The 22,951-nt window shown below is 39.9% G+C and carries 21 protein-coding genes; 13 read left to right on the forward strand and 8 right to left on the reverse strand.

Annotation, left to right across the window (positions count from 1 at the left end; all coding sequences use genetic code 11):
* Window positions 1–125 precede the first annotated feature (125 nt).
* The 3 genes from CZ382_RS04030 (at window position 126) to dacB (ending at window position 4,755) form a co-directional block, all read left to right on the forward strand.
* The gene (locus CZ382_RS04030) at window positions 126–872 is read left to right on the forward strand and encodes a gluconate 2-dehydrogenase subunit 3 family protein (protein ID WP_235000390.1); all 747 of its coding nucleotides are present in this window, start codon (window positions 126–128) and stop codon (window positions 870–872) included.
* Between the two features lie 322 nt (window positions 873–1,194).
* Entirely contained in the window at window positions 1,195–2,910 is a 1,716-nt protein-coding gene (locus CZ382_RS04035; RefSeq protein WP_088049934.1) for a GMC family oxidoreductase, read from the forward strand.
* 321 nt (window positions 2,911–3,231) lie between these two features.
* Window positions 3,232–4,755, forward strand: a complete 1,524-nt coding sequence (gene dacB / locus CZ382_RS04040) for a D-alanyl-D-alanine carboxypeptidase/D-alanyl-D-alanine endopeptidase (protein ID WP_088050972.1) — start codon at window positions 3,232–3,234, stop codon at window positions 4,753–4,755.
* A gap of 111 nt (window positions 4,756–4,866) precedes the next feature.
* Here dacB and CZ382_RS04045 read toward each other — a convergent pair whose 3' ends face one another.
* Together CZ382_RS04045 and CZ382_RS23645 are read right to left on the reverse strand one after the other, a co-directional pair.
* The gene (locus CZ382_RS04045; protein WP_088049935.1) at window positions 4,867–5,169 is read right to left on the reverse strand and encodes a hypothetical protein; all 303 of its coding nucleotides are present in this window, start codon (window positions 5,167–5,169) and stop codon (window positions 4,867–4,869) included.
* A gap of 543 nt (window positions 5,170–5,712) precedes the next feature.
* On the reverse strand, window positions 5,713–5,880 hold the full coding sequence (locus CZ382_RS23645) for a hypothetical protein (RefSeq protein ID WP_159457758.1): 168 nt from the start codon (window positions 5,878–5,880) through the stop codon (window positions 5,713–5,715).
* Window positions 5,881–5,946: 66 nt separating this feature from the next.
* Between CZ382_RS23645 and CZ382_RS04050 the strand changes: the two genes are divergently transcribed.
* Window positions 5,947–8,082, forward strand: a complete 2,136-nt coding sequence (locus CZ382_RS04050; protein WP_088049936.1) for a type IA DNA topoisomerase — start codon at window positions 5,947–5,949, stop codon at window positions 8,080–8,082.
* Window positions 8,083–8,273: 191 nt separating this feature from the next.
* On the opposite strand, the gene uraA is transcribed toward CZ382_RS04050, so the two are convergent.
* Window positions 8,274–9,554, reverse strand: coding sequence for a uracil permease (uraA, locus tag CZ382_RS04055; protein WP_088049937.1), 1,281 nt, complete (start codon window positions 9,552–9,554; stop codon window positions 8,274–8,276).
* Window positions 9,555–9,922: 368 nt separating this feature from the next.
* Between uraA and CZ382_RS04060 the strand changes: the two genes are divergently transcribed.
* Both CZ382_RS04060 and CZ382_RS04065 read left to right on the forward strand, forming a co-directional pair.
* On the forward strand, window positions 9,923–10,450 hold the full coding sequence (locus CZ382_RS04060; RefSeq protein WP_088049938.1) for an NfeD family protein: 528 nt from the start codon (window positions 9,923–9,925) through the stop codon (window positions 10,448–10,450).
* A gap of 59 nt (window positions 10,451–10,509) precedes the next feature.
* On the forward strand, window positions 10,510–12,054 hold the full coding sequence (locus tag CZ382_RS04065; protein ID WP_088049939.1) for a flotillin family protein: 1,545 nt from the start codon (window positions 10,510–10,512) through the stop codon (window positions 12,052–12,054).
* A 526-nt stretch (window positions 12,055–12,580) separates the two neighbouring features.
* Here CZ382_RS04065 and CZ382_RS04075 read toward each other — a convergent pair.
* Complete coding sequence (locus CZ382_RS04075) at window positions 12,581–13,081, reverse strand: DinB family protein (protein ID WP_230856202.1); 501 nt, start codon at window positions 13,079–13,081, stop codon at window positions 12,581–12,583.
* Between the two features lie 186 nt (window positions 13,082–13,267).
* On the opposite strand from CZ382_RS04075, the gene CZ382_RS04080 reads away from it, so the two are divergent.
* Entirely contained in the window at window positions 13,268–13,642 is a 375-nt protein-coding gene (locus CZ382_RS04080) for a VOC family protein (protein WP_088049942.1), read from the forward strand.
* A 28-nt stretch (window positions 13,643–13,670) separates the two neighbouring features.
* On the opposite strand, the gene CZ382_RS04085 is transcribed toward CZ382_RS04080, so the two are convergent.
* Together CZ382_RS04085 and CZ382_RS04090 are read right to left on the reverse strand one after the other, a co-directional pair.
* Window positions 13,671–14,648, reverse strand: coding sequence for a cation diffusion facilitator family transporter (locus tag CZ382_RS04085; RefSeq protein WP_088049943.1), 978 nt, complete (start codon window positions 14,646–14,648; stop codon window positions 13,671–13,673).
* Window positions 14,636–14,941, reverse strand: a complete 306-nt coding sequence (locus CZ382_RS04090) for an ArsR/SmtB family transcription factor (RefSeq protein ID WP_088049944.1) — start codon at window positions 14,939–14,941, stop codon at window positions 14,636–14,638. Before CZ382_RS04090 ends, CZ382_RS04085 begins: the two co-directional genes overlap by 13 nt.
* A 203-nt stretch (window positions 14,942–15,144) precedes the next feature.
* Between CZ382_RS04090 and CZ382_RS04095 the strand changes: the two genes are divergently transcribed.
* Window positions 15,145–15,846 (forward strand): SDR family oxidoreductase, encoded by a 702-nt coding sequence (locus tag CZ382_RS04095; protein ID WP_088049945.1) that lies wholly within the window; start codon window positions 15,145–15,147, stop codon window positions 15,844–15,846.
* Window positions 15,847–15,866: 20 nt separating this feature from the next.
* On the opposite strand, the gene CZ382_RS04100 is transcribed toward CZ382_RS04095, so the two are convergent.
* Window positions 15,867–16,550: a DNA-3-methyladenine glycosylase family protein gene (locus tag CZ382_RS04100; RefSeq protein ID WP_159457759.1), complete on the reverse strand. Its 684-nt coding sequence runs from the start codon at window positions 16,548–16,550 to the stop codon at window positions 15,867–15,869.
* Window positions 16,551–16,763: 213 nt separating this feature from the next.
* Between CZ382_RS04100 and CZ382_RS04105 the strand changes: the two genes are divergently transcribed.
* From CZ382_RS04105 to CZ382_RS04115, 3 genes are all read left to right on the forward strand, one after another.
* Window positions 16,764–17,972 (forward strand): NAD(P)/FAD-dependent oxidoreductase, encoded by a 1,209-nt coding sequence (locus CZ382_RS04105; RefSeq protein ID WP_088049947.1) that lies wholly within the window; start codon window positions 16,764–16,766, stop codon window positions 17,970–17,972.
* 439 nt (window positions 17,973–18,411) lie between these two features.
* Entirely contained in the window at window positions 18,412–18,663 is a 252-nt protein-coding gene (locus tag CZ382_RS04110) for a hypothetical protein (protein ID WP_088049948.1), read from the forward strand.
* A gap of 135 nt (window positions 18,664–18,798) precedes the next feature.
* Window positions 18,799–19,659: a VanW family protein gene (locus tag CZ382_RS04115; protein WP_088049949.1), complete on the forward strand. Its 861-nt coding sequence runs from the start codon at window positions 18,799–18,801 to the stop codon at window positions 19,657–19,659.
* On the opposite strand, the gene CZ382_RS04120 is transcribed toward CZ382_RS04115, so the two are convergent.
* Window positions 19,660–20,016, reverse strand: coding sequence for a thiol-disulfide oxidoreductase DCC family protein (locus CZ382_RS04120; RefSeq protein ID WP_088049950.1), 357 nt, complete (start codon window positions 20,014–20,016; stop codon window positions 19,660–19,662).
* A gap of 150 nt (window positions 20,017–20,166) precedes the next feature.
* Here CZ382_RS04120 and CZ382_RS04125 point away from each other — a divergent pair, with 150 nt between their 5' ends.
* Together CZ382_RS04125 and CZ382_RS04130 are read left to right on the forward strand one after the other, a co-directional pair.
* Window positions 20,167–21,288, forward strand: a complete 1,122-nt coding sequence (locus tag CZ382_RS04125) for a tetratricopeptide repeat protein (protein WP_159457760.1) — start codon at window positions 20,167–20,169, stop codon at window positions 21,286–21,288.
* 666 nt (window positions 21,289–21,954) lie between these two features.
* On the forward strand, window positions 21,955–22,950 hold the full coding sequence (locus CZ382_RS04130) for an ABC transporter substrate-binding protein (RefSeq protein WP_088049952.1): 996 nt from the start codon (window positions 21,955–21,957) through the stop codon (window positions 22,948–22,950).
* Window position 22,951 lies beyond the last annotated feature (1 nt).

A 22,951-nucleotide genomic window follows, 5' to 3' on the forward strand; every position in this document is an offset into this window, starting at 1 on the left:
TTTTTTTATGCATGAATGGCTAATTTTGGTGACATAATAAAATGAAACTTCATTCAGTGGGGTCTTACTGCCCGTTAATTCAGGATAAAATGACTAAAAATACTATTCGTAAGGAGGTCTATGGATTGGCAGACGAAAATCAGAGTAAACACGGAGAAGATGTATCACGTCGAAAATTTTTAAAAAATTCCGGGATAGCCGTTGGTGGTCTTGCTGTTGGTGGAGTAATTGGCAGCATGATTCCGTGGGACGTTGGCGATAAAGAAGAACAAAAGGCTACTAAAAACGTAAAAACCAAAAGCTATAATCAAGCACTCATGTATCTCAGCCAGGCTGAATTTAAAACAACGGAAGCCGCGACAGAACGTATTTTTCCAAAGGATGAACACGGTCCTGGAGCAGGTGACTTAGGTGTAGCCTATTATATTGACCATCAGCTAGCCGGATCTTATGGGTTTAATGCAAGGGACTACATGGAACCTCCATTCTTCCATGGAGAAAAAGTTCAAGGATATCAGGGCAGGTTAAAACGCCGGGAAATTTTCAGGGTTGGCTTACGGGAAATGCAAAACTATAGCCATCAGAAACATAAAAAGGGGTTTACAGAGATTACAGAGGACCAACAAGATAACATTCTAAAAGACTTTCAGGAAGATAAGGTTAAATTAAGCACAATATCACCAAGCGGTTTTTTTGATTTGCTTCGAAGTATGACATTGGAAGGTTTGTATAGTGATCCTCTTTATGGCGGTAATATTGATATGGAAGGATGGAGGATGAGAAATTATCCGGGAGATCAGATGGGCTACACGGACATTATTGAAGGAGATTTCAAGAAAATGGAGCCAAGTAGTTTACGTGATCATATGTAAAAAACGCCCGTTTAGCGACTTATGGACTGCGCCCGCAGTGTTGCTGCGCAAAGTGGCGGTTTTAAGCGAACAAACAACCGTAGAAGATAAAGGAAACACGGTGAGCTTGGGGACTGCAGGATGCAGGTCATTCGACGTTGGCTATTGACGTGGCGATCTTAGTCGAACTTCTCCTTTCACCGATGTTGGCTTATCGTACGAGCGGGTGTTGTCCACTAGTCGCTGGGCGCTGGAGCCGGATGAGGCCTACCCTGACGTGTAGAATATGTGCTTGATTTATATTTTCTTATCGTAGCATAAATGAAATGAGGAGGATGAAAGAATGGCGAAAAAATTGCCGAAAACGGATGTCGTAATTGTTGGAGTCGGTTGGGGTGGTGGTATTATTGCATCCGAACTGACAAAGAAAGGCCTTAACGTCGTAGGGCTGGAAAAAGGGGAAGAAAGACATACGGAAGATTATTACATGGTCCACGATGAATTGCGCTATGCGATTCGCTATGAATTAATGCAGGATTTGTCAAAGGATACGCTTACCTTTCGCAGAAATGAAAAAATACGGGCATTACCAATGCGGCAATATGGATCATTTCTCTTAGGAGAAGGGCTTGGAGGTGCAGGCGTTCATTGGAATGGGATGACATTTCGTTTCTTGCCTTATGATTTCGAAATACGCAGCAGAACGATTGAAAAATATGGGAATAATAAAGTTCCGGCCGATATGACCATTCAGGATTGGGGGATTACGTATGATGAGCTGGAGCCGTACTACGATCAATTTGAGAAAATGGCTGGTATATCAGGGGAAGAAAATCCACTGGGTGGAAAACGCTCCGATAAATACCCGACAGGTCCAATGAAACATTCCCCGCAAATGAAATTGTTTAAGAAAGCAACGGAGAATTTGAAATATCATCCATACACCTTACCATCCGCCAATTTATCGGAAAACTACACAAATCCGGATGGCATAGCAAGAGCGGCATGCCAGTATTGTGCATTTTGTGAGCGGTTTGGTTGTGAATATGGGGCGAAAGCTGATCCTGTTGTCACCGTCATTCCAGTTGCCAATAAGACAGGGAAATTTGATTTACGTACACATTCATGGGTGCGCAGAGTTTTACATAAGGATGGTAAAGCTACCGGTGTCCTTTATACGGACCTTACTACTGGAGAAGAAATTGAGCAGCCTGCAGATGTAGTCGTTTTGACAAGTTACGTCTTCAATAATGTAAAGACTTTATTAAACTCCAAAATTGGACGCCCGTATGACCCTTCAACCGGAACTGGCGTTATCGGTAAAAACTATGCCTATCAAGTTGTAAAAGGTGCAGCTTCTGGTTACTTCAAAGATAAACAGTTCAATAATTTTGCTGGGGCAGGGGCACTTGGTATGGTTATCGATGACTTTAACGGCGACAATTTTGACCATACTGATCTTGATTTTATTCATGGTGGTTATCTTTCTCTAACTCAAACAGGGAAAAGACCAATAGCGAATAATCCCATTCCAAAAGGTTCCCCAACATGGGGCAAGGAATTTAAGGAAAACTCGCTAAATTATATAAATCGAACATTATCAATTGGTGTACAAGGAGCCAGTATGCCGTATAAACACCATTATCTAGACCTTGATCCCGTCTACAAGGATACATTTGGCGATCCACTTGTTCGTATGACCTTTGATTTTGAAGATCAGGATCGAAGCCTTGCGAAATTCACAGCCCAAAAGTGTAGTGAAATCCTTAAGGAGATGGGTGCAGATAAGATTGATGCAATGGAAGAATTAGGTCCATATGATATAACAGTTTATCAGTCCACTCATAATACAGGAGGGGTTATTATGGGTGCGGATCCGGAAACTTCAGCCGTTAATAATTATTCGCAAATGTGGGATATGGATAACCTGTTTGTTGTTGGTGCCACGGCGTTTCCGCACAATGGCGGCTACAATCCAACCGGAACTGTTGGTGCTTTAGCGTATCGAGCTGCTGAAGGAATCATGAAATACCATAAAAATGGCGGTATGCTTGCTTAACTACTGTATTATCCTGAAGAAGGTAGGAAAATGCTTACAAACGTCGGTTATAATATAAATCCTGCGTGTCGGTCGGAATGTATGTTTTTTGTATGGTTTTTTCAGGTTAATTTTTGACCCGAAAAAAATCCGTGAAATTGTTCAGCATTTGGAACAACACAACGGACAACGAATTCATGAATGAACGACGAAGATAATTCAGTTAAACCGCAAACAAAGTCACCCTTAAGGGTGACTTTGTTTCTCGTAAATGAAGGAATCTGGCATCTCTATGTGGAATTACTGATTAGGAAGGGAAAGCTGCTCAGAAAGGGTGCTAAAATGCACTATTTAAAAATCGGGTTATGCAGTTTCATGATACTTTTACTCATCCTTGTTACAGCTTCTGTACCTTCTGACAATGATAGGGAATCAGTTCCCGAGGGGGAGGAGGCAAGCGTTATGAAAACAGAACCGGTTAAAACGATTAAACTAAAGCACGAATTGGATAAATTTATCCAAAATGAGCCTTTTTTACAGGGGGCTTTAATTGGAATAAGTATTCGTTCATCTATAACTGGTGAAATAGTATACGAACATATGGGTGACACACGCTTAAGACCTGCTTCCAACATGAAATTACTGACTGCAGCATCCGCACTTTCGGTTTTAGGTGAAGATTATACATTTACGACGGATATTTTGACGGATGGATCCGTAAAAGGGAGTAAGCTAAAGGGAAGCCTCTATCTGAAAGGAAAAGGTGATCCGACATTATTACCAAGCGATTTTGATGTGTTTGCTCAGAAACTGCGGGAAAGTGGCATCAAAACAATTGATGGAGATCTTATTGGTGATGATACATGGTATGATGATGTACGGCTATCACCTGATTTAATTTGGAGTGATGAACATTATTATTATGGGGCACAAATTTCCGCATTAACCGTTTCGCCGAATGAGGATTATGATGCTGGGACCGTTATTATCGAGGCTAGCCCGGGTAGTTCGGCTGGGGAGGAAGTAAACTATACCGTGACACCTGAAACAGATTACGTACGCATTGTGAATAATGCAAAAACCGTAGCGTCTGGTGAGGAAGAGGATATTACGATTGAGCGCAAGCACGGAACGAATGTTTTTACAATAGAAGGGGAAATTCCGGTCGAATCGTCAACTATAAAAGAATGGATGGCGGTGTGGGAGCCCACTGGTTATACCTTGGATCTTTTTCGGCAGTCATTGGATAAAAATGATATTTACTTATCTGGAAAAATACAGGCGGGTGATACACCGGACAAGGCAGAGAAACTTATTTCTCATCAATCGATGCCGTTGTCAGCGATATTCGTTCCTTTCATGAAATTAAGCAACAACACACATGCAGAAATTTTTGTTAAAGAAATGGGCAAAGTTGTTCATGATGAAGGAAGTTGGGAAAAGGGGTTGGAAGTGGCAGAAGCCGAACTGGAGAAAATGGGAATGAATACAGACACATTACTGATTCGCGATGGTTCGGGAATATCACACATTGATTTAATCCCACCCAATCAGATCACCAGATTACTATACAATATACAGGAAGAAGACTGGTTTTCCTCATATCTGCAGGCATTGCCGGTTTCCGGAGAAGAAGGCCGGATGGTTGGCGGGACATTGCGGAATCGGCTAGCGGATATGAAGGGAAAGGTACAAGCAAAAACGGGGACCATTCACGGCGTTAGTACGCTGTCCGGCTATGTCAAAACAGCTGTTGGAGAAATGCTGATCTTTTCCATTATGCTTAATAACCTGTTGGATGAAGAGGAAGGACCTGATATCGAGGATCGGATTGTCAAAATAATTGCTGAGGGATATGAGCAGTAGTAATTTGGAATGTATGAATAGCAGTGAAATCCGTGCAAAATCGGCAAAAAAAATGGAGAAGCATTTAAAAAAGGAATCCCGTTTTGAGATTCCTTTTTTGTAAGTTTGTCCTTACTGAAAGCTATTGTTTTGCTGGTTGCTTTGTGCTTGTTGGGACTGCTGTGCCTGTTGCATTTGCTGGTACGCTTGCTGTAATTGCTGCTGTGCCTGCTGCAACTGGGCGTTTTGTTGTCCGCTAGCACCAGCCTGGGCTTGAGCATTTTGCAAACCTTGCTGAGCCTGCTGCAGTTGCTGTTGTGCTTGTTGGACAGCTTGCGGATTCGCGCTTGTTTGAGCCTGCTGAACCGCTTGCTGAGCTTGTTGCGCTTGCTGCAATGCCTGTTGTAATTGTTGCTGTGAATTTTGTTGAGCCATAGAATATAACCTCCCGCGATTTTTTGAGCATAACGCTCTTTAATTAGGTTCCGCTATTCGTATCTTGTTATGTATATAATTTTTGTTTTTTGAACACCCTCTTCTAAGAGCAAATAAAAGGATAGCGTTTTCCAGACCCAAACAAACGAACCAGCAGCAATATCGGTATCATACACCATAAGGAAGATAGCAGTTGCATGGATGCTCCAGTGACTCGGGGCGAATGGTGGCCATCGTCGTTTCCAATAAATCGGTAACGCTGATTACAAGTGAACCAAGTTGCGGTTATCGCGTGCTATCCGTTTTTTCACTCCTTAACGTTTACCTGAGTAAATAAATCGACTCACTTTTTGTTCAATTTGCAAAGGCTGCAATATATGTTTTTTTACTTTCGCTCTCACAAAATTGAACAAGAAAAAACCATCCACAGCAGATGGTTTTAAAACAAATGTTCGTGAATTTCAAGATGATATGCTATAGTTATCGTATGGGATAAAAATCGTTTTTCACTAGTTAACAACATCTTTTATGCACAGGAGTGAACTATTTTTCACTTGGGTCATACTCGTCGTACGTCAGTTTCGTAACCTTTGTTGATTCGCCGCTTTCGATTTCGGATTTTGTGGCATCTTTTCCGAATGAATCATCTGGATCAATCCCAGGTGCGATCACATTATCGTAGGCATCCGATTTTTTTCTTTTTTTATCCACTATTATCCCTCCAGTCCATTTTATTCTTTGCAAAACCCACATAAATTATGAAAATAGGTGATAGGAATGCAATTAATACTGGCCGAAAAGCCATCTGTTGCGAAAAATATTGCGGATGTATTAAATAGTACGCATAAACGAGATGGATATTTTGAAGGAAATAACTATCTTATTACTTGGGCGTTCGGTCATCTTGTTCAGCTATACGATGCGAAAGATTACGATAGTAAAATGTCCCGTTGGAAGCTGGACAATTTTCCATTTATCCCGGAAGACTTTAAATATAAAGTAAAAAGTGATCCCAGAAATAGACAGCAGACAGACAAAGGAGCGGCAAAGCAGTTAAAAACCATTCATAATTTAATGAAGCGACATGATGTTGACATGATTATTTCGGCTTGTGACTATGACAGGGAAGGGCAGTTGATTGGGGATAGTATTATTTATCGGGCAAAGCCTAATAAGCCTGTCTATCGATTATTACTGAACGAATGGACACGGGATGAGGTAATTCGGGGGATGGAAACGATGAAACCAAATGATTCCATGCGACCATTGCAGGATGCCGGTGTTTCCAGACAATGGGCTGATTGGGTGATCGGCATTAATTTAACTTCTGTTGCTACTTTGAAATATCAACGAGGAAAGGGGAAAGCACTCAATATCGGCCGGGTGTTATTACCAACACTGAAAATTATTTATGATCGCGATAAGGAAATTGAAACCTTCGTGCCGGAGGATTATTTTAAATTAACGGCAATTTTTCACACGAAAGACAACGAGGAATATGAAGGAACATATGTAGAAGAAAAAGAGGAAAAATTTAAGCATAAGGAAAAACTTGAAAATGTCCAGCAGCAGATGCAAGGTAAGCAAGGCACCATAATAAACAAACAAGTGGAAAAGAAAAAGGAGTTGGCCCCGCCTTTATTTAACCTTTCCAATTTACAAGGGTACGTAACGAACAAATTTAAAGGCTGGACTTCGGATAAAGTATTAAAAATTGCTCAGAGTTTATACGAGAAGAAATACATCACCTATCCACGGACATCCAGTGTTGCATTAGAAGAAAGCCTTGTTGGAAAAACGGCCAAGGTATTAAAAGTAATGGCGGAGGATTTGCCATATAAAGATGAAATCATATTCCGGAAATCGAGGCGAGTATTTAACAACGCCAAAGTAGAAAGCCACAGTGCAATCATACCTACATATGAAAAACCGAAACGTCTGTCCAGCGATGAACAAATTGTTTATACAGCAATTAAAAATCGTTTCATTATGCAGTTTATGCCGATTGCGGAATATGAAGAGACAAAACTTGTGACTAAAATCGACACGGTTAAGGGTTATTTTTTATCAAAGGGCAGAGTACAGCTTGTAGAGGGGTGGAAAAAGGTTGAAAATATCCAATCAAAGGATAATCTTTTACCAAGTGTGCAAATAAACGATATTGTAAGTCTGCTAGATTCAAAGGTTACTTCTCATGTTACAAAGCCACCAAAAAAACATACCGAAAAAACATTATTGCGGGTAATGGAGACATGTGGAAAGAATTATAAAGAAGAGGAAATGGACCAGATTTTAACAGGGTTTAGCATTGGTACCCCTGCAACAAGGGCAGAGACGATTAAAAAGTTAAAGGATATCGGGTATATCACCAGCAAAGGGAAAAATCTCTCGTGTACAGGTCTTGGCGGAAGGCTTGTTGAAACCTTTCCGGTAAATGAATTGTTTGATCTGGAGTTTACTGGCAGGCTTGAAAAAATGTTGGCCGATATTCAGAAAGGCAAGGTGAAGAGACAGGATTTTCTAAATGTCATTTTTACGTTTACCAACGAATCGGTTGCAACTATTAAAACAGGGCAGGATGCAGTTATTAATGAAGTATCATCCACACCAAAACCAATCGAAGTGCTCGGTTCTTGTCCAAATTGTGGCGGTAAAGTAATGGAAGGAAAGAAAGGTTTCGGCTGCAGTAATTGGAAAAATGGCTGCAAGTTTGTGATCTGGAAAAATGATAAATACTTGCAGACGATGAAAAAACGAGTTACCAAAACAATGGTGAAGCAGTTATTAAAAAATAAACGAGTGCATGTAAAAGGATTAACAAGCAAAAAAGGGAAAAAGTTTAACGCTTATTTGCAATATGAGAAAAATCCGGATAATGCATATTATAGCTGGAAGATGGATTTTGGGAAATGACAACGATTTACACATGAATAGAGATCGTTCTTGGTGAACGACCTCTATTTATGGTTACCGAAAAACTGAACTGCTGAGAAATCATTAAATGCTCCCGAACACAAGTTCAAAAGTTGTGTTAACACTGCTGAAAAACCCTGCAATTTAATTCTTACTTCTACCCACCACCAAAATCGATTGAAAGACATGAATTATTCGTTCGATAACCTTAACACATCAAGCAGTTTAAAGAATAAGCCAAGAATGATCGCCACAATTGTTGCTAGTCCCATTCCGGTTAAAGCAACGGAACCAATTTGAACAGTTGCCCCACTGATACCGATAACGAGAACAACACAGGTCAGGATTAAATTTTGCGACCGATTGTAATCGACTTTTGACTCTACTAGCATCCTAAGCCCGCTTGCTGCAATAATACCGAACAATAACAATGAAACTCCGCCCATCACCGGTGTTGGAATGGATGAAATCAAGGCTGCCAATTTTCCGCAAAACGATAGGATAATAGCCATAACAGCAGCCATACCGATAATCCAGGTTGAATAAACGCGGGTAATTGCAAGCACACCGATATTTTCTCCGTATGTTGTATTTGGTGTTGAGCCAATAAAACTGGAAATAATGGTAGAAATACCATTTCCGGCTAACGAACGATCAAGTCCCGGGTCTTTTGTCAAATCACTTTTCACGATATTTCCTGTTACAAATAAATGGCCGATGTGCTCAGGTATGATAACGAGTGCTGCAGGCAGTATAACCAGAATCGCTGACCAATCTATTTTCATTTGGTAAAAGGTTGGCGCCGAGATCCAGGCTGCTTCCTGCACTTTTGTTAAATCGACTAAACCGACTGCATAGGCAATCATATATCCCGCAATAATACCGATTAAGATAGGAATAATTTTCAAAAAGCCCCTAAGGGTAACCCAGCAAATAACGGTAATGCTTAGGGTCAGAAAGGAAACCAGTGCAACTTTTGGGTCAATTGCCCAGGCTGCATCAGCATCTGCCGGGGCGATCCACCCGGCCATTTCTGCCGCTGTCGGTACAAGCTCAAGGCCGATGACGGCAACAATTGCCCCCATTGCGGCTGGTGGGAAAATGACGTCAATCCATGCTGTTCCAACGAATTTGACGATTAGTGCCACAATAGATAAAACAATTCCAACCATGAGGAAGCCGCCTAATACATAACTATAACCGGATCCACCTGCATGTTGACCTAAGACGACAAAGACAGGGGATATGAAGGCAAAGCTGGAGCCGAGAAATGCAGGAATTTTACCTTTTGTTATAAAAATATATAATAATGTTCCAAACCCATTCATTAAGAGAATGGTTGCTGGATCAATTCCAAATAATACAGGTACCAAAACATTGGAACCAAACATTGCAAACAAATGCTGGATACCTAATGGAAGGCTTTGGATAAATGGTAACCGCTCGTGAACCTGGATCTCATTATGTGCCATATCTTTCTCTCCCTTATGAAATTTGGTTTATCGGTTACCGCTAGTTGGAAAATCAAAAATGCCACAAAAAAACACCTTGCTGCAATTTCGCAAGGTGTTTCTGGACAGACAAAAACTACTAAACTGCTAGTTACAGGTTTTGTCCGATATCAACAGACCTACATCTGTTCCACCTTGCCAGCCTCACAGGACTGAATTAAAGGTAACCGTATAAACTTTTCATAAGCTATTATTACAATATATTGGTGATGTGTCAATCATTTTTTCAACGTATTTTTTCATAAAATTGAAACCTTTTTTGTTTTGAATTCGTATTGAATAATGAAAGGAACGTTATGAAAATAGTATATTGACAAGGGGGGATATTAATGGAGGTGCTTGGATACCCGCTGGAAACAGTTTATCTGTTTGGTTTAATTATTGGCGGCGGCTTAGTTTTTATTTTTATCTTGTTATCGGATGTCCTGGAAGGTATGTTCGAATTTCTTTCCAGTAGTATATTCAACCCAACGCTGATACTGGCTTACGTTACGATCTTGAGTGCAGCCGGTTACATACTGGAAATTTCTACTTCGCTTCACAGCTTAATCATATTTATTATTTCACTTGTCCTAGCCTTTGTACTCGTCGTGTTATTGAATGTATTTGTACTCATTCCGCTTTCTTCAGCAGAAGCATCTCTGGCATATACAGAAGAAGATTTAATAGGAAGAGTCGGCAAAGTGATCACTTCGATTCCAGAAGAAGGGTATGGAGAGGTTGTGCTGTCTGGAAAAGGCGGCAATATAGCGAAATCTGCTAAAAGTTTTGAAGGACAGCCGATAGCAGTTGGGACAGAGGTATTGGTTATTGATATTAAGGGAGGGGTTGTTTATGTGTCTGTTTATGAGCATTAGCTCTTAAAATGCAGCCAAATTTGTGAATTAACCATTTGAAAAACAGGGGGAGATGTAGTATGGCGCCAATCTTTATTGTAATTGGAATTGTTCTTGTATTATTACTTGTTCTAATAGGAGTATTCGTTTCAAAATACCGGACTGCTGGTCCTGATGAAGCATTGATTGTGACGGGAAGTTATTTAGGGTCAAAAAACGTAAATATGGATGAGTCAGGAAACAAAATAAAAATTGTCCGTGGTGGGGGAACCTTCATCCTGCCAGTATTTCAACAGGCTGAACCATTAAGTTTGCTTTCCAGCAAGCTTGATGTGCAAACCCCAGAGGTATATACCGAGCAAGGCGTTCCCGTCATGGCGGATGGTACAGCAATTATTAAAATTGGTGGTTCCATTAATGAAATTGCCACAGCGGCAGAACAATTTTTGGGAAAATCAAAAGAGGATCGCGAAAATGAAGCAAGAGAGGTTCTTGAAGGCCATTTGCGGTCGATTTTAGGGTCGATGACAGTCGAGGAAATTTATAAAAATCGCGATAAATTTTCACAGGAAGTACAGCGTGTAGCAACGCAGGATTTAGCAAAAATGGGGCTTGTTATTGTCTCATTTACGATTAAAGATGTCCGTGATAAAAATGGTTACCTGGAATCACTTGGGAAGCCGCGCATTGCGCAAGTAAAACGGGACGCGGATATAGCGACAGCAGAAGCAGTAAAAGAAACACGAATTAAACAGGCGGAAGCAAATAAAGATGCAACAAAAGCGGAGTTGGAGCGGGAAACAGAAATTGCCGAGGCAGAAAAGGCAAACAAGCTAAAAATTGCTGAATACACAAGGGAGCAGGATACGGCAAAAGCACGTGCCGATCAGGCGTATCATCTTGAGGAAGCCCGTTCGAAGCAGGAAGTTACGGAACAGCAAATGCAAATTAAAATCATTGAGCGGCAGAAGCAAATTGAGCTGGAGGAAAAAGAAATCGCCCGCCGTGAACGACAGTATGATTCCGAAGTTAAGAAAAAAGCGGATGCCGATCGTTATGCAGTCGAGCAGGCTGCTGAAGCACAAAAGAGAAAACAGCTTACGGAAGCAGATGCCCATCAATATCATGTAGAAGCAATGGCGAAAGCAGAAGCGGAGAAGGTTCGCATCGATGGTCTTGCACAGGCCGAAGCAGAAAGAGCTCAGGGTCAATCCGAGGCAGAAGTTATTCGTCTGAAGGGTCTGGCCGAAGCGGAGGCAAAACAAAAGGTTGCTGAAGCCTTTGACCAATATGGGCAAGCAGCAATTCTGGATATGATCTTGAAAATGTTACCTGATTATGCAAAAGAAGTCGCAAGCCCAATGGCAAATATTGATAAAATTACTGTTGTTGACACTGGCGCAAGCAGTGAAAATGGCGGTGCCAACAAAGTGTCAGGCTATGCAACTAATCTGATGTCAACACTGCAAGAATCATTAAAAGCATCATCGGGAATTGATGTGAAGGAACTGATTGAAAACTTCTCCGGGAAGGGGAATATTAGAGAAAATTTGCCGCAAATGACTGAAGGAAAAACTAGTTTGGAGTCAGGTAAGGAAGAAGAATTAATGTCATCAGGTAAGTAAGTGAAAAAAAGTCCTTATACTGAGCATTTATAACCAGCCCGGAAAAGCTTCTCGTAATTTTCGGGTTAGCTTCATGTAAAAGGGTTGGAGTATCAACCGGAGAGGATAGAACATCAACCAGAATGGGACGGGTATCGATCGAAATTTGGAAACATCGACTAGAATCGTAGAAACATCGACCGGAGACACAAAACATCAATCGGAATTGCAGGAATATCGACCGGAATCGCCCAAATACTATCCGTATCATGGTCTTCGTGCTTTTCTATGCTGGAACGTTTTTGTTCGCTTGTCAAATGAAAATAGATAAAACAATTTCCGAGTTGTCAAAACAACCCCAAATTGGTGCAAACTCATGGTTAGGTTTTTTGTTTCTGGTACTCGTGGCAATAAGCGGCCGGTATCCGGTGGTCTCATTAAGTTTTATTATTGTGTTTGGGTTCATGGTCAGTGGTAAACGGAGAAACGCTGGAAAGTTGATTGCTTGAATCTTAACGAAAAAGTCACCACAAGAGGTGACTTTTTTCTATAGTTGAACTTTATTTACTTCCAAAAAATTCTCTATTTGCTGCTTATGATGTTTATCATGCCAGGCAAAACTGGCGAAATAGTTATACATGGTATGCGGATAGCCTGAGTACTCATCAATTGTTTCCCCGTTTAATGTGAATGTCGCAAAAAATTCTTCTTCTGCCTTTTTTCTTAGTTCTGATACAAGTTCTTTTCTCGTCTCGATTTGAGTTTCTAGTAAATGATTCATCGAAACACCGGATAAAGCATAGATTGCAGCTTTTTTGTTTAAAGGTTCGAATGCAATACTTGTAATGTCAGCATCAGTTTTCATTTGAGGTAGCGTTTCATCCAATATGTATCGATCCCAGAATGTAATATGGCTGATGATTTCCGCTGGAGACCATTTCCCCTCCTTAATAGGTGTAAAGAAAAGATCCTCTTTCATATTTTTTAGTGAAGTAATCCATGTGTTAAATTGTTCCAGTTCATCAATCAGTTCTTTTGTATTATTCAAAATCATTCCTCCATATATTTTTATATTCTACTAGATTATTTCGACATAATAACCAGATAATCCTTTTAAAAATACTTCATTAAAGGGATAGCTATTGTAGATAATGATTTTTTTAATGGAATGAATATTCTTATATAACCATGCTATAATGTGAATAATAAGTTTAAAATTGAAGGAGTATTAAAATTGCTTAGTCCAATCGAGAATCAGGTCAATACTATTTTTGTGCATGTCAGCGATTTGAAAAACTCAGTAAAGTGGTATTCGAGAATACTAGGGAAGGAATATGATATAAATGCGGTGTCCGACCCGGTTTATAATATCCAGCTTAATCATCATACGGGATTAACCCTGGATGCAGGACCGGTTGGTGTGGTCAAAGAAAAAAGTTCTTCCACATATCCTTTGTTTAACTTTCATACAGATGATATTCATAAGGCATATACGTATGTAAAGGAATTGGGTTTTTCGATTCAATCCGAAATAGTTGATTTTAATGATTTTTCGTTTTTTACTGTTAGAGATCCGGATGATAATATTATTATGATCTGCACAGGTTAAGAGGCTGGACGAACAGCCTCTCTCTATATCAATGATGATGTCCATGCTGCTGTGGTTTTTGGTTAGATTCACACATGAGTGAATTTTCATGTGGGTGATCATTATTTTCTAACTGAATGGTTACATGACCTATACCCCTGTGTTCTAGCTCATGTTCAATGGATCTCAGTAATTGTTGACTATCCTGTATCGACAAATTGTCATCGACGACAGCATGACATGAAAGAGCGTTTTGTCCACTCGTTATGCTCCATACATGTAAGTCATGTATGCTTGCGATGCCAGAAACGTTTTCAATCGTTGCAATAACATCATTTAAATCAATATTTTTCGGCGTGCCTTCCATTAATACGTGGATAGCATCTTTTGCGACTCGCCATCCGCTAATTAAAACAAGAACAGCTACAATGACACTCGCAAGCGGATCCGCAAAGCTCCAGCCAAAGAACATAATTAACAATGCTGCGATAATTGCTCCTACAGAACCAAGGAGATCCCCTAGCACGTGAAGAAATGCTGCGCGTAAATTAAGGTTTTCTTCCGTATCTCCACGCATCAAAATCCACGCAACCAGGATATTAACAGCAAGGCCAATACAGGCTATGATTAACATTCCTGTTGATGCAACTTGAGGTGGGGCCATAAATCGTTCGTATGCTTCATAAAAAATATACAATGCTATTAATATGAGGGTAACCCCATTAAAAAGTGCTGCAAGTATTTCAAAGCGTTTGTAACCATATGTCTTGCTGTAATTAGCAACTTTTTCACCCATAATAAAGGCTATTACCCCAACACCTAGGGAAATAGAGTCACTTAACATGTGCCCTGCGTCGGATATCAAGGCAAGACTGTTGGTGAGAAACCCGCCGATTGCTTCTATGACCATATAGGTAGTTGTAATGATGAAACTAACTGTTAAAGCTTTTTTGTTTGCGCCATGTGTATGATCATGGCTGTGGTCGTGTCCCAAACTCAGTTCCTCCCTCCATCTTAATTGTGACATGCGTGTTCAATTGTTTGTTTCAACATATCCATAACATGTTCATCATCGTGCGAATAATACAGGGTTGTTCCTTCCCGGCGATATTTCACCAATCGTAAATTTTTCAAAAAGCGCAGCTGATGTGATACGGTTGATTGTCTAAGATGCAAATTATCTGCAATATCATTTACCGAATACTCCTTGTCAAATAATAAATACAGAATCCGAATTCGTGTCGGGTCGCATAAAGCTTTAAATGTCTGTGACACGACGAATAATGTTTCTTCGTCAAGGTCATTATGCTGTTCATCCATAAGAAATCCCTCGCTTTGTTAATATATGCGTATATTTTCATATATTAATATTGTATACATACATTGGATTTTTGTCAAAAATAAAACAGATAAAAAGCCTTTATCTCTTATCAGTGTTAAACTAAACACTCAAGGTTCAAGTTTGTTCCTAAAAAATCTATTAAAATTAGGTTCAAACATAATATACAAGGGGGGGAAATGAAATGGAAAAACTAACTGGGAAAAACGCAGTTGTAACAGGAGCCAGCAGTGGCATAGGGGCAGCGATTGCCAAGCATCTTGCACGTGAAGGGGCGAATGTTGTTTTAGCAGCTCGCAGACAGGCTGAATTGGATGAAGTTGCGGCGTCAATTAATGAACAAGGGTATGGTAAGGCGTTAGCTGTCGTGACGGATGTTGCGAAACGAAATGATATAGATGCGCTGATCCGAAAAGCCTTGAATAGTTTTGGTGAAATCGATATCTATGTCAACAATGCGGGCGCAGTACTTAACTCCAAACTGCAGGAAGGTAAAGTCGACGAGTGGGACACAATGATCGATGTTAATATTAAAGGGACACTTTATGGAATCAATGCCGTATTATCAAGTATGCTGGAGCGATCTCGCGGTCATATTGTCAACATTTCCTCTGTATCTGGTCAGGAAGTTGCGAAAACGGGAGCGGTTTACAGCGCAACGAAATTTGCTGTCAGGGCATTGTCAATGAGCATGGAAAAGGAATTGGCCCGGACTGGTGTCCGTGTAACGAATATTTCACCAGGAATGGTCAATACCGACATTATGACGAACAATTCCAGTGATCGGAAACCACTTGAGGCAGGAGATATTGCGCGGGCGGTTGTTTATGCAGTAACACAGCCGGATTATGTGAACGTGAACGAGATAACCGTAAGACCAGTGTAACAGGAATCCCCCAGAATGCCTTAGCGTTGTGGGGGTTGGATATTGATTATACTATCCATCTCGTCGATGGATTCATATCGTCTTTCAAAATCCAAATGAACCACTTCCCACAAATAAAACGAGGCAATGGTTAAATGTGGATCCCAAATGTGTTGCTTTTCTTCCAATACTTTCCTGCGGCGTGCTTTATCTGTCTTGTATAGCCATCTTGCCCCGCGCTGCAGACCGATATCATCCAGGGACAGGACATTCATTCTGCCAAGCGAAAAGATTAAAAACATTTCAGCGGTCCATTTTCCGATCCCCTTAATGCCAGTGAGCTTCTTCATAATTTGTTTGTTATCCAATTCATAAAGTGTTTCCAAATTGAGTTCGGAACTTATCACTTTATTTGCCAGGTCGCGTATATACAGTATTTTTCTTGCAGACAATCCGATGGAGCGCAATGATTCATCACTTGCACCGATAATTTTTTCCGGTGTCATATGATTATCCATTAATGTTTGTAGTCGGTTATATATCGCGTTTGCAGCTGCAACAGAAATTTGCTGACCAATCATTGATCTAATCAACGAATTAAATAAGTCCGGTCTCAGAGCTACTTCCATATTTCCGACAATCGTTATTAATTTTCCCATAACCGGGTCTTGCTTAGATAACTCGACAACAGCTTGATCATTTTTTTGAATAATTAACTTCTCCATAATTCGCCACCTCATCCCAAGTTTAGAATGAACCGGGTAAGATTTGCAAAGAATACATGTGATCAGTATCAAAGAAATTCTGACAATTCCATGACAATATTATTTCATTAGCCTATTTATAAAAACTTTGCTATTATGGATATATTGTTACATAACTGGTTTGTAATTATAGTATTTATTGCAAATGAATGAAATGGGAAGGTGGATTTGATCATGAACAAACCAAAAATTGTTGTCCTTGGTGCAGGCTATGCCGGAATGATGACAACGAAAAAACTGACACAAAATCTTGGTATTGATGAGGCGGAAATTGTACTTGTCAACAAACACAATTACCATTATGAAACGACTTGGTTGCACGAGGTAGCGGCAGGAACCATTAATCATAACAGGGCACGTTTTATGATTAGCGATGTGATTAGTCCAAATCGCGTTCGTTTAATTTACGATTCTGTTGTAGAAGTGAAACGGGATGAAAATCTTGTTGTGCTGGAAAACAGTGAAATTTCCTATGATTATTTAGTCATTTCACTTGGTTTTGTGACAAACACATTTGGCATTAAAGGGATGGAAGAAAATGCATTCTTTATTCAGGATATCGATTCCTGTCAATTGATCCGTGAGCATATCGAATACCAATTCGCTCAATACAAAAACGGTGAAGAAAAGGACGACGATAGTTTAACCATTCTAGTTGGTGGTGGTGGTTTCACAGGAATTGAATTTGTTGGGGAACTTGCTGAAAAAGTACCACAGTTATGCAAGAAATATGATATTGACCGCAGCAAGGTTCGCATCATCAATGTGGAGGCTGCACCATCGATTATGCCTGGCTTTGATAAAGACTTGGTTACTTATGCTAAAAAGTCTTTGCAGGAGCGCGGTGTGGAATTTCGTGAAGGTGCTGCGATTAAAGAGTGTAAAGCCGATTGTTTCGTTGTTGGTGAGGACAATGAGGAAATTAAGGCAGGCACCATTGTTTGGACGGGTGGTGTAACAGGCAGCCCAGTCCTAAGTAAATCCGGTTTTGAATTGACAAAAGGAAAAGTTACGGTAAACGGTGATTTACGTGCACCTGGTGAGGACAATATTTTCATTCTTGGTGACTGTGCATGGGTGATGAACGAAGCGGAAGGACGTCCATTCCCGCCAACAGCGCAGGCAGCAATGCAACACGCAACAACTTGTGCAAATAATATCAAGGCGCTGCTTCATAATGAACCATTAACAAACTTTGTATTTGATGATAAAGGTACCGTTGCCTCTCTTGGGGTTACAGATGCAATGGGTACTGTATTCTCAGGTACAAAATTGTATGGCAAATCAGCTGCGGCGATGAAAAAAGTAATTGACAATCGTTCGTTATTCTTGCAAGGTGGCCCAAGACTGCTTCTTAAAAAAGGAAAAGTGCGCCCGTTTTAAATCTGACCGTATACGAATGCTTTTCCTAACGTGACGGTTTTCGTTTTAACTATTTTAAAACAACGAAGGGGAGGGTTTATGGAATGAAAAAAGGAATATTATATTTTATTTTGGCGGCACTGGCAACGGTTGTCGGTTACGCATGTGCTAGCCGGAGCATGGAAAATACACGTGACTTCCGTTAATAGATAAAATAATAAGCTCCCTTGAGTCTTCAAGGGGCTTTTTTTGGTGCTTTTTTAAATGTAATAAACAGTACTAGCAGCGGGTCGATTACAAAGGCGAAATTCACTGAAAATTTCACAAAAAGTTCAGATTTACTAGTGGAATTCCTCCTCGTTTCGTATCATGATAGAAGTAGGTGATTGTATTGATAATAAGCACTTATCGTTTTGCTCTTGTGTTTGTTAGAATTACAACATATTAGGAGGAAGATTACATGAGTATTGGACTTATTGTATTTTTAATTGTATTGTGTCTTGCAGCACTGATAGGAACAATGTTTGTTTTCAAGCAAGAGGAAAATAAGATGAAGAAATACGAAGAAGTAGGTGACAGTATAGAGGATCAACTGAGGCGTTCGCATGAATATGAAACAAGTTCTTTAAAATCAAACATCCCGCTACTAATTGCCATTTATGCATTAACAATTACTTTATCATTACTGGTGTTTGTTATTTATCTTTTTTAGAACGACAGTACGGTTCTACAGCATGTTTTTCGGATTTTATAATTTATTTTAAACATACGTCAGAAAATCTTCGGCGTATGTTTTTCTCATGTATTTTCTTCTTTTACCAATACTACTAGCAGGAGGTTGGAATAGATGAAGTCCATCATTTTTTCATTTCTGTTAGCCATTTCCCCACTAGCTATAATACCCAATGAATTAACCGTGACTGATCAAGGAAAAATTGTTACAACCGTTACGCGTGATCATTATGCTGTGCCATTTTTGGATGGGCCATTTATCGGGAAGGAGAGACTAAACCTGATGTTTGATACCATTGAGCAAAAAATAAGTAAATCGCCAGTTAATGCCAAACTGGATGATCAAGGGGAAATTATTAAAGAAGAACCAGGATTTACACTTGATCGGCAAAAATTCAATGTCCAGTTTCGAAAATTCTTTTATCATGGTGAACCGACAAAAATAGAAGTGCCGAAAAAGCCGGTATATCCAAGGATAGATAGTGAACTGTTAGCGGATATACGGGAAAAGAAAATTGGCAGTTATGTGACCCATTTCAAACCAGGTAACAAAGAGCGTTCCCATAACATTGAACTAGCGTCAGATGCAATCAATAATTACGTTCTATTTCCTGGGGAGACATTTTCCTTTAATAAGGTAGTTGGAAAGCGGACGAAAGAAAAAGGATACATGCGCGCTCCGGTTATCGTAAAGGGTGAGTTGGCCGAGGATATTGGTGGAGGAATTTGTCAGGTATCATCAACATTGTATAATGCTGTAAATCTTGTTGGAATCAAAATTGTAGAACGCTACTCACATAGCAGAAGTGTACCATATGTTCCACCGGGTCGTGATGCGACGGTAAGCTGGTATGGACCGGATTTTGTGTTCAAAAATGATTACAATCAGCCGATTTTAATTCGGGCAAAGGCTCGTAATGGAAAAATGATGATCAATATTTATTCTTCTGAAACAGTGGAATACAAATCATCATAATTAGCTTTTTTTAGAAATTTGACATGCCCCATCACGACATTGGTTAACCGGGATGAGCTTTCTGTTTTTGGCAACCTTTTTATAAATGAAGTCCCCTATACCGATCGCTTTAAAAATATACATGAACGGAACCATAACCCATAGTAACGGCAGTTGTTTGGTAATTTGCATCAAGGCGTTATATCCTGTATACCATTTTCCTTTCTGATGAACATGCAGACTTTCTTCCATCGCCTTAGGATAATCTTCCAAGTCACGAAATGATGCAAAGGTAAGCCGGTTATTCCAGTCGAATTTTTTCCAGAGAATGGAACTATTCGTGCAGATCTTGCAAAAACTATCGTAATAGACAATCATGCTTGATCACGCTCCTTATTGTCATTATAACACGAAAGTGAAAATATGATCATTTCATGAAACTGTGATAAAATGGGAGAAAAATCCTGGTTTTTTAGTTACAATAAGGCTGGGATCATTAATAAAGACGACTGGATAGGGGATAATGCAATGCCAAATATGGATATTTTAAACTTGGAAGAACGATTCGAACAATTGAAGGATGAGACGAACAAAGAAGATCTGCTCTTGTTGGTCAAAGAATTTAAACGTAATCATTTTCCTAATGTGCTGACAAAATCTGCGGAATACCGTAAAAAATATCGTGATCAGAAACAGCTTGTCAACCTGTTATTGCTTCTGGAAGCGGTTTGCCATGCGCAAATTGGGGAATACAAGCAATCCTCTGCAATTTTACAAACGCTATATGCGAAAGCAGAGGGTATGACTGGTAGTGAGCTTGTAACATATGGTGAACTGGCTTTTATGAGCGATTATAAGCTCGCGCGCAAAATTTTATCGGATGCAGTCAGACGAATGGAAGCTGAAGCAGAGGCTGACCGGATAAAACTTGCCCGAGGATATTTGGTGTTAGGGGAAGCGGAGGAAAAACTGGAGAAGTTTACCCGGGCGATTAAATATTATAAGCAAGGTTTAACCTATTTTCAGGAGGACGATATCCGCGATAAGTATATGATTCTTTATTTGCATTTTAAAATTGGCATGCTTTATTCTGCCAAAAATGAGCATGAAGAAGCGATCGATTATTTGGAAAAGGCGGTTGAACTTGCAGGTGAAAATTTCGAGATGAAAATCAACAGCCTGGTTAGTCTGGCAAAAATCTACGGAAGTAAGAGTGAAAATGAAAAGGCATACCCTTATTTACAGGAGTCACTTTCGCTTCTGGAGGAATCAAGCCTGTCTGAATCATTCATTCACGCTGAGGCTTTGATCGAAATGGCTTTTTATCATTTTGATCAAGCAAAATTGGACGAAGCTGCTCCTTATTATCAACGTGCAATTAATCTGTATAAAAAACTGCCTGGAAGAGATAATCGTAAAGTGGGAATGGTATACATGCAATATGCCTATTGCCTGGAGCATAAGAAAAAGGCGGACAAGCACCAGGCAGGGGTTAGTTATGAGAAGGCGATTGAACAATTGGAGAAAACAAAGGATCGTGAGCTGCTGGAAAATGCATACGCTGATGTTATTGCTTTTTTCGATGCGACAAATAATACGAAAAAGAAACGTATGTATGAAAATAAATTTGTGAAAATGGTGAATGGGTAAATTTAAAAAAGTATTGACAGCATTATCCTGCTCCGTTATCATTACAAATGATAATGAGAATCTTTTTCAATTAAAAATTTGGTCAGGAAACAGGTCATGACAGTCGTCTTAGCTGAAGCAATCAAGACGTGTCGAACAATTCTTGATTATAACCTCTGAGAAAATTGACTGGTGAGGTAACCAGGTTGTTTGATCATCCCGAATTTGGCAGGTACTAAACCATCACATGAGAGAGCCGTGGGAAATGAGAATCAATGAGGATGAGGCACGATCCTTTCTGGGGGAGAAAATTGCCGGCAGTTATCTACGATTAGGTTAGTTAAAGTCATTTGAGGAACAAAAGCTTCAATAGGCAAGGGAATCCTATGATCGATTTTTTAGTTCTGTACCACATTCATGCATTATTTTATTACGCATTAACGGGCTGTAATACCCCTTCTGATTGGAGTTTTACTTTATTTGGGTAAGGAAGATGACTGCGGTTACATAGATAATGAGAGCGTTGCAGCGGTTGGTACGTTCATTCGCGATATTGGTTTATCGCTGATTGAGCACAACTAATAGCGGTTGTCAGATTGGATGTCTAAATAAAGCGTCACGTGCAAAACTCGGACACCAATGGAAAGTTCGCTTGATTGGATACCTAAACAAACGAGGAGATGTAACATGAAGAAAATAGGGCTAACAGTATTTATTTTATTGCTTTCATTATTGGCTGCATGCAGTAGCAGTGAGGATAACAAAAATGACGAAAATGATACGAAGTCAGCTGACGATGGACGCCAGGTTACGTTTGAGGACGCAATGGGAGAGCAGACGATTAAAGGGACTCCGAAGAAGATTGTTGTTCTTGAGTGGTCATACGCTGAAGATTTATTAGCGCTTGGAATTCAGCCGGCCGGTGTTGCAGACCTCGATGGTTATCATCAATTTGTTAATGTTGAGAAAGATTTTGCTGATAGTGTAAAGGATGTTGGTACACGCCAAGAACCTAATTTAGAAGCTATCTCTCGTCTGAATCCGGACTTAATCATTGCTGTGAAATTCCGGCATGAGCAAATTTTGGACAGTTTGAAGGAAATCGCCCCAACTGTCACATTTGATCCGTATAGTAAGGAAGCAGCAAGGGATCATTATCAAAATATGAAAGACGAATTTAAAACAATTGCAAAAATCGTTAATAAGAAACAAGAGGCAGATAATGCTTTGGCCGACTTAGACAGTTTTATCAAGGATCAGAAGCAACGTGTTACTGATGCAGGTCTTGAAGGATCGAAATATATTGCTACACAAGCGTATACAGTACAGGATACACCGACATTACGATTGTTTACGGACAATTCCATTGTTTCGCAGGTAATGCGTGAATTAGGATTTGAAAATGCCTATCAATCGGGCAAAACTGAAACGTATGGATACAGTGAGGTAACGGTTGAAGCGCTGCAAAACTTCCAGGAAGGGAATTTACAGTTTTTATATATTGTTCAGGATGAGGATAATATCTTTGCAAACCAGCTGAAAGGAAATCCGGTCTGGGAGAATCTGAGCTTTGTGAAAAAAGGTAACACACATCAGCTTCCAGGCAATACATGGCCATTTGGCGGTGTTTTATCTGCCGAAGTTTTAACAGAACAATTAGTCGATGCTATGGTAAAAGAGTGAT

The sequence above is a fragment of the Virgibacillus dakarensis genome (assembly GCF_900155625.1).
GTDB lineage: Bacteria > Bacillota > Bacilli > Bacillales > Amphibacillaceae > Lentibacillus_C > Lentibacillus_C populi.

What these genes read in the sequence shown, in the direction of transcription:
- CZ382_RS04090 (WP_088049944.1), bottom strand. Translation starts at nt 14,941, where the DNA reads ATGGATGAACAGCATAATGACCTTGACGAAGAAACATTATTCGTCGTG.
- uraA (WP_088049937.1), bottom strand. Translation starts at nt 9,554, where the DNA reads ATGGCACATAATGAGATCCAGGTTCACGAGCGGTTACCATTTATCCAA.
- CZ382_RS04045 (WP_088049935.1), bottom strand. Translation starts at nt 5,169, where the DNA reads ATGGCTCAACAAAATTCACAGCAACAATTACAACAGGCATTGCAGCAA.
- CZ382_RS04120 (WP_088049950.1), bottom strand. Translation starts at nt 20,016, where the DNA reads ATGATTGTCTATTACGATAGTTTTTGCAAGATCTGCACGAATAGTTCC.
- CZ382_RS04130 (WP_088049952.1), top strand. Translation starts at nt 21,955, where the DNA reads ATGAAGAAAATAGGGCTAACAGTATTTATTTTATTGCTTTCATTATTG.
- CZ382_RS04060 (WP_088049938.1), top strand. Translation starts at nt 9,923, where the DNA reads ATGGAGGTGCTTGGATACCCGCTGGAAACAGTTTATCTGTTTGGTTTA.
- CZ382_RS04095 (WP_088049945.1), top strand. Translation starts at nt 15,145, where the DNA reads ATGGAAAAACTAACTGGGAAAAACGCAGTTGTAACAGGAGCCAGCAGT.
- dacB (WP_088050972.1), top strand. Translation starts at nt 3,232, where the DNA reads ATGCACTATTTAAAAATCGGGTTATGCAGTTTCATGATACTTTTACTC.
- CZ382_RS04115 (WP_088049949.1), top strand. Translation starts at nt 18,799, where the DNA reads ATGAAGTCCATCATTTTTTCATTTCTGTTAGCCATTTCCCCACTAGCT.
- CZ382_RS04125 (WP_159457760.1), top strand. Translation starts at nt 20,167, where the DNA reads ATGCCAAATATGGATATTTTAAACTTGGAAGAACGATTCGAACAATTG.
- CZ382_RS04105 (WP_088049947.1), top strand. Translation starts at nt 16,764, where the DNA reads ATGAACAAACCAAAAATTGTTGTCCTTGGTGCAGGCTATGCCGGAATG.
- CZ382_RS04050 (WP_088049936.1), top strand. Translation starts at nt 5,947, where the DNA reads ATGCAATTAATACTGGCCGAAAAGCCATCTGTTGCGAAAAATATTGCG.
- CZ382_RS04085 (WP_088049943.1), bottom strand. Translation starts at nt 14,648, where the DNA reads ATGTCACAATTAAGATGGAGGGAGGAACTGAGTTTGGGACACGACCAC.
- CZ382_RS04065 (WP_088049939.1), top strand. Translation starts at nt 10,510, where the DNA reads ATGGCGCCAATCTTTATTGTAATTGGAATTGTTCTTGTATTATTACTT.
- CZ382_RS04035 (WP_088049934.1), top strand. Translation starts at nt 1,195, where the DNA reads ATGGCGAAAAAATTGCCGAAAACGGATGTCGTAATTGTTGGAGTCGGT.
- CZ382_RS04100 (WP_159457759.1), bottom strand. Translation starts at nt 16,550, where the DNA reads ATGGAGAAGTTAATTATTCAAAAAAATGATCAAGCTGTTGTCGAGTTA.
- CZ382_RS04110 (WP_088049948.1), top strand. Translation starts at nt 18,412, where the DNA reads ATGAGTATTGGACTTATTGTATTTTTAATTGTATTGTGTCTTGCAGCA.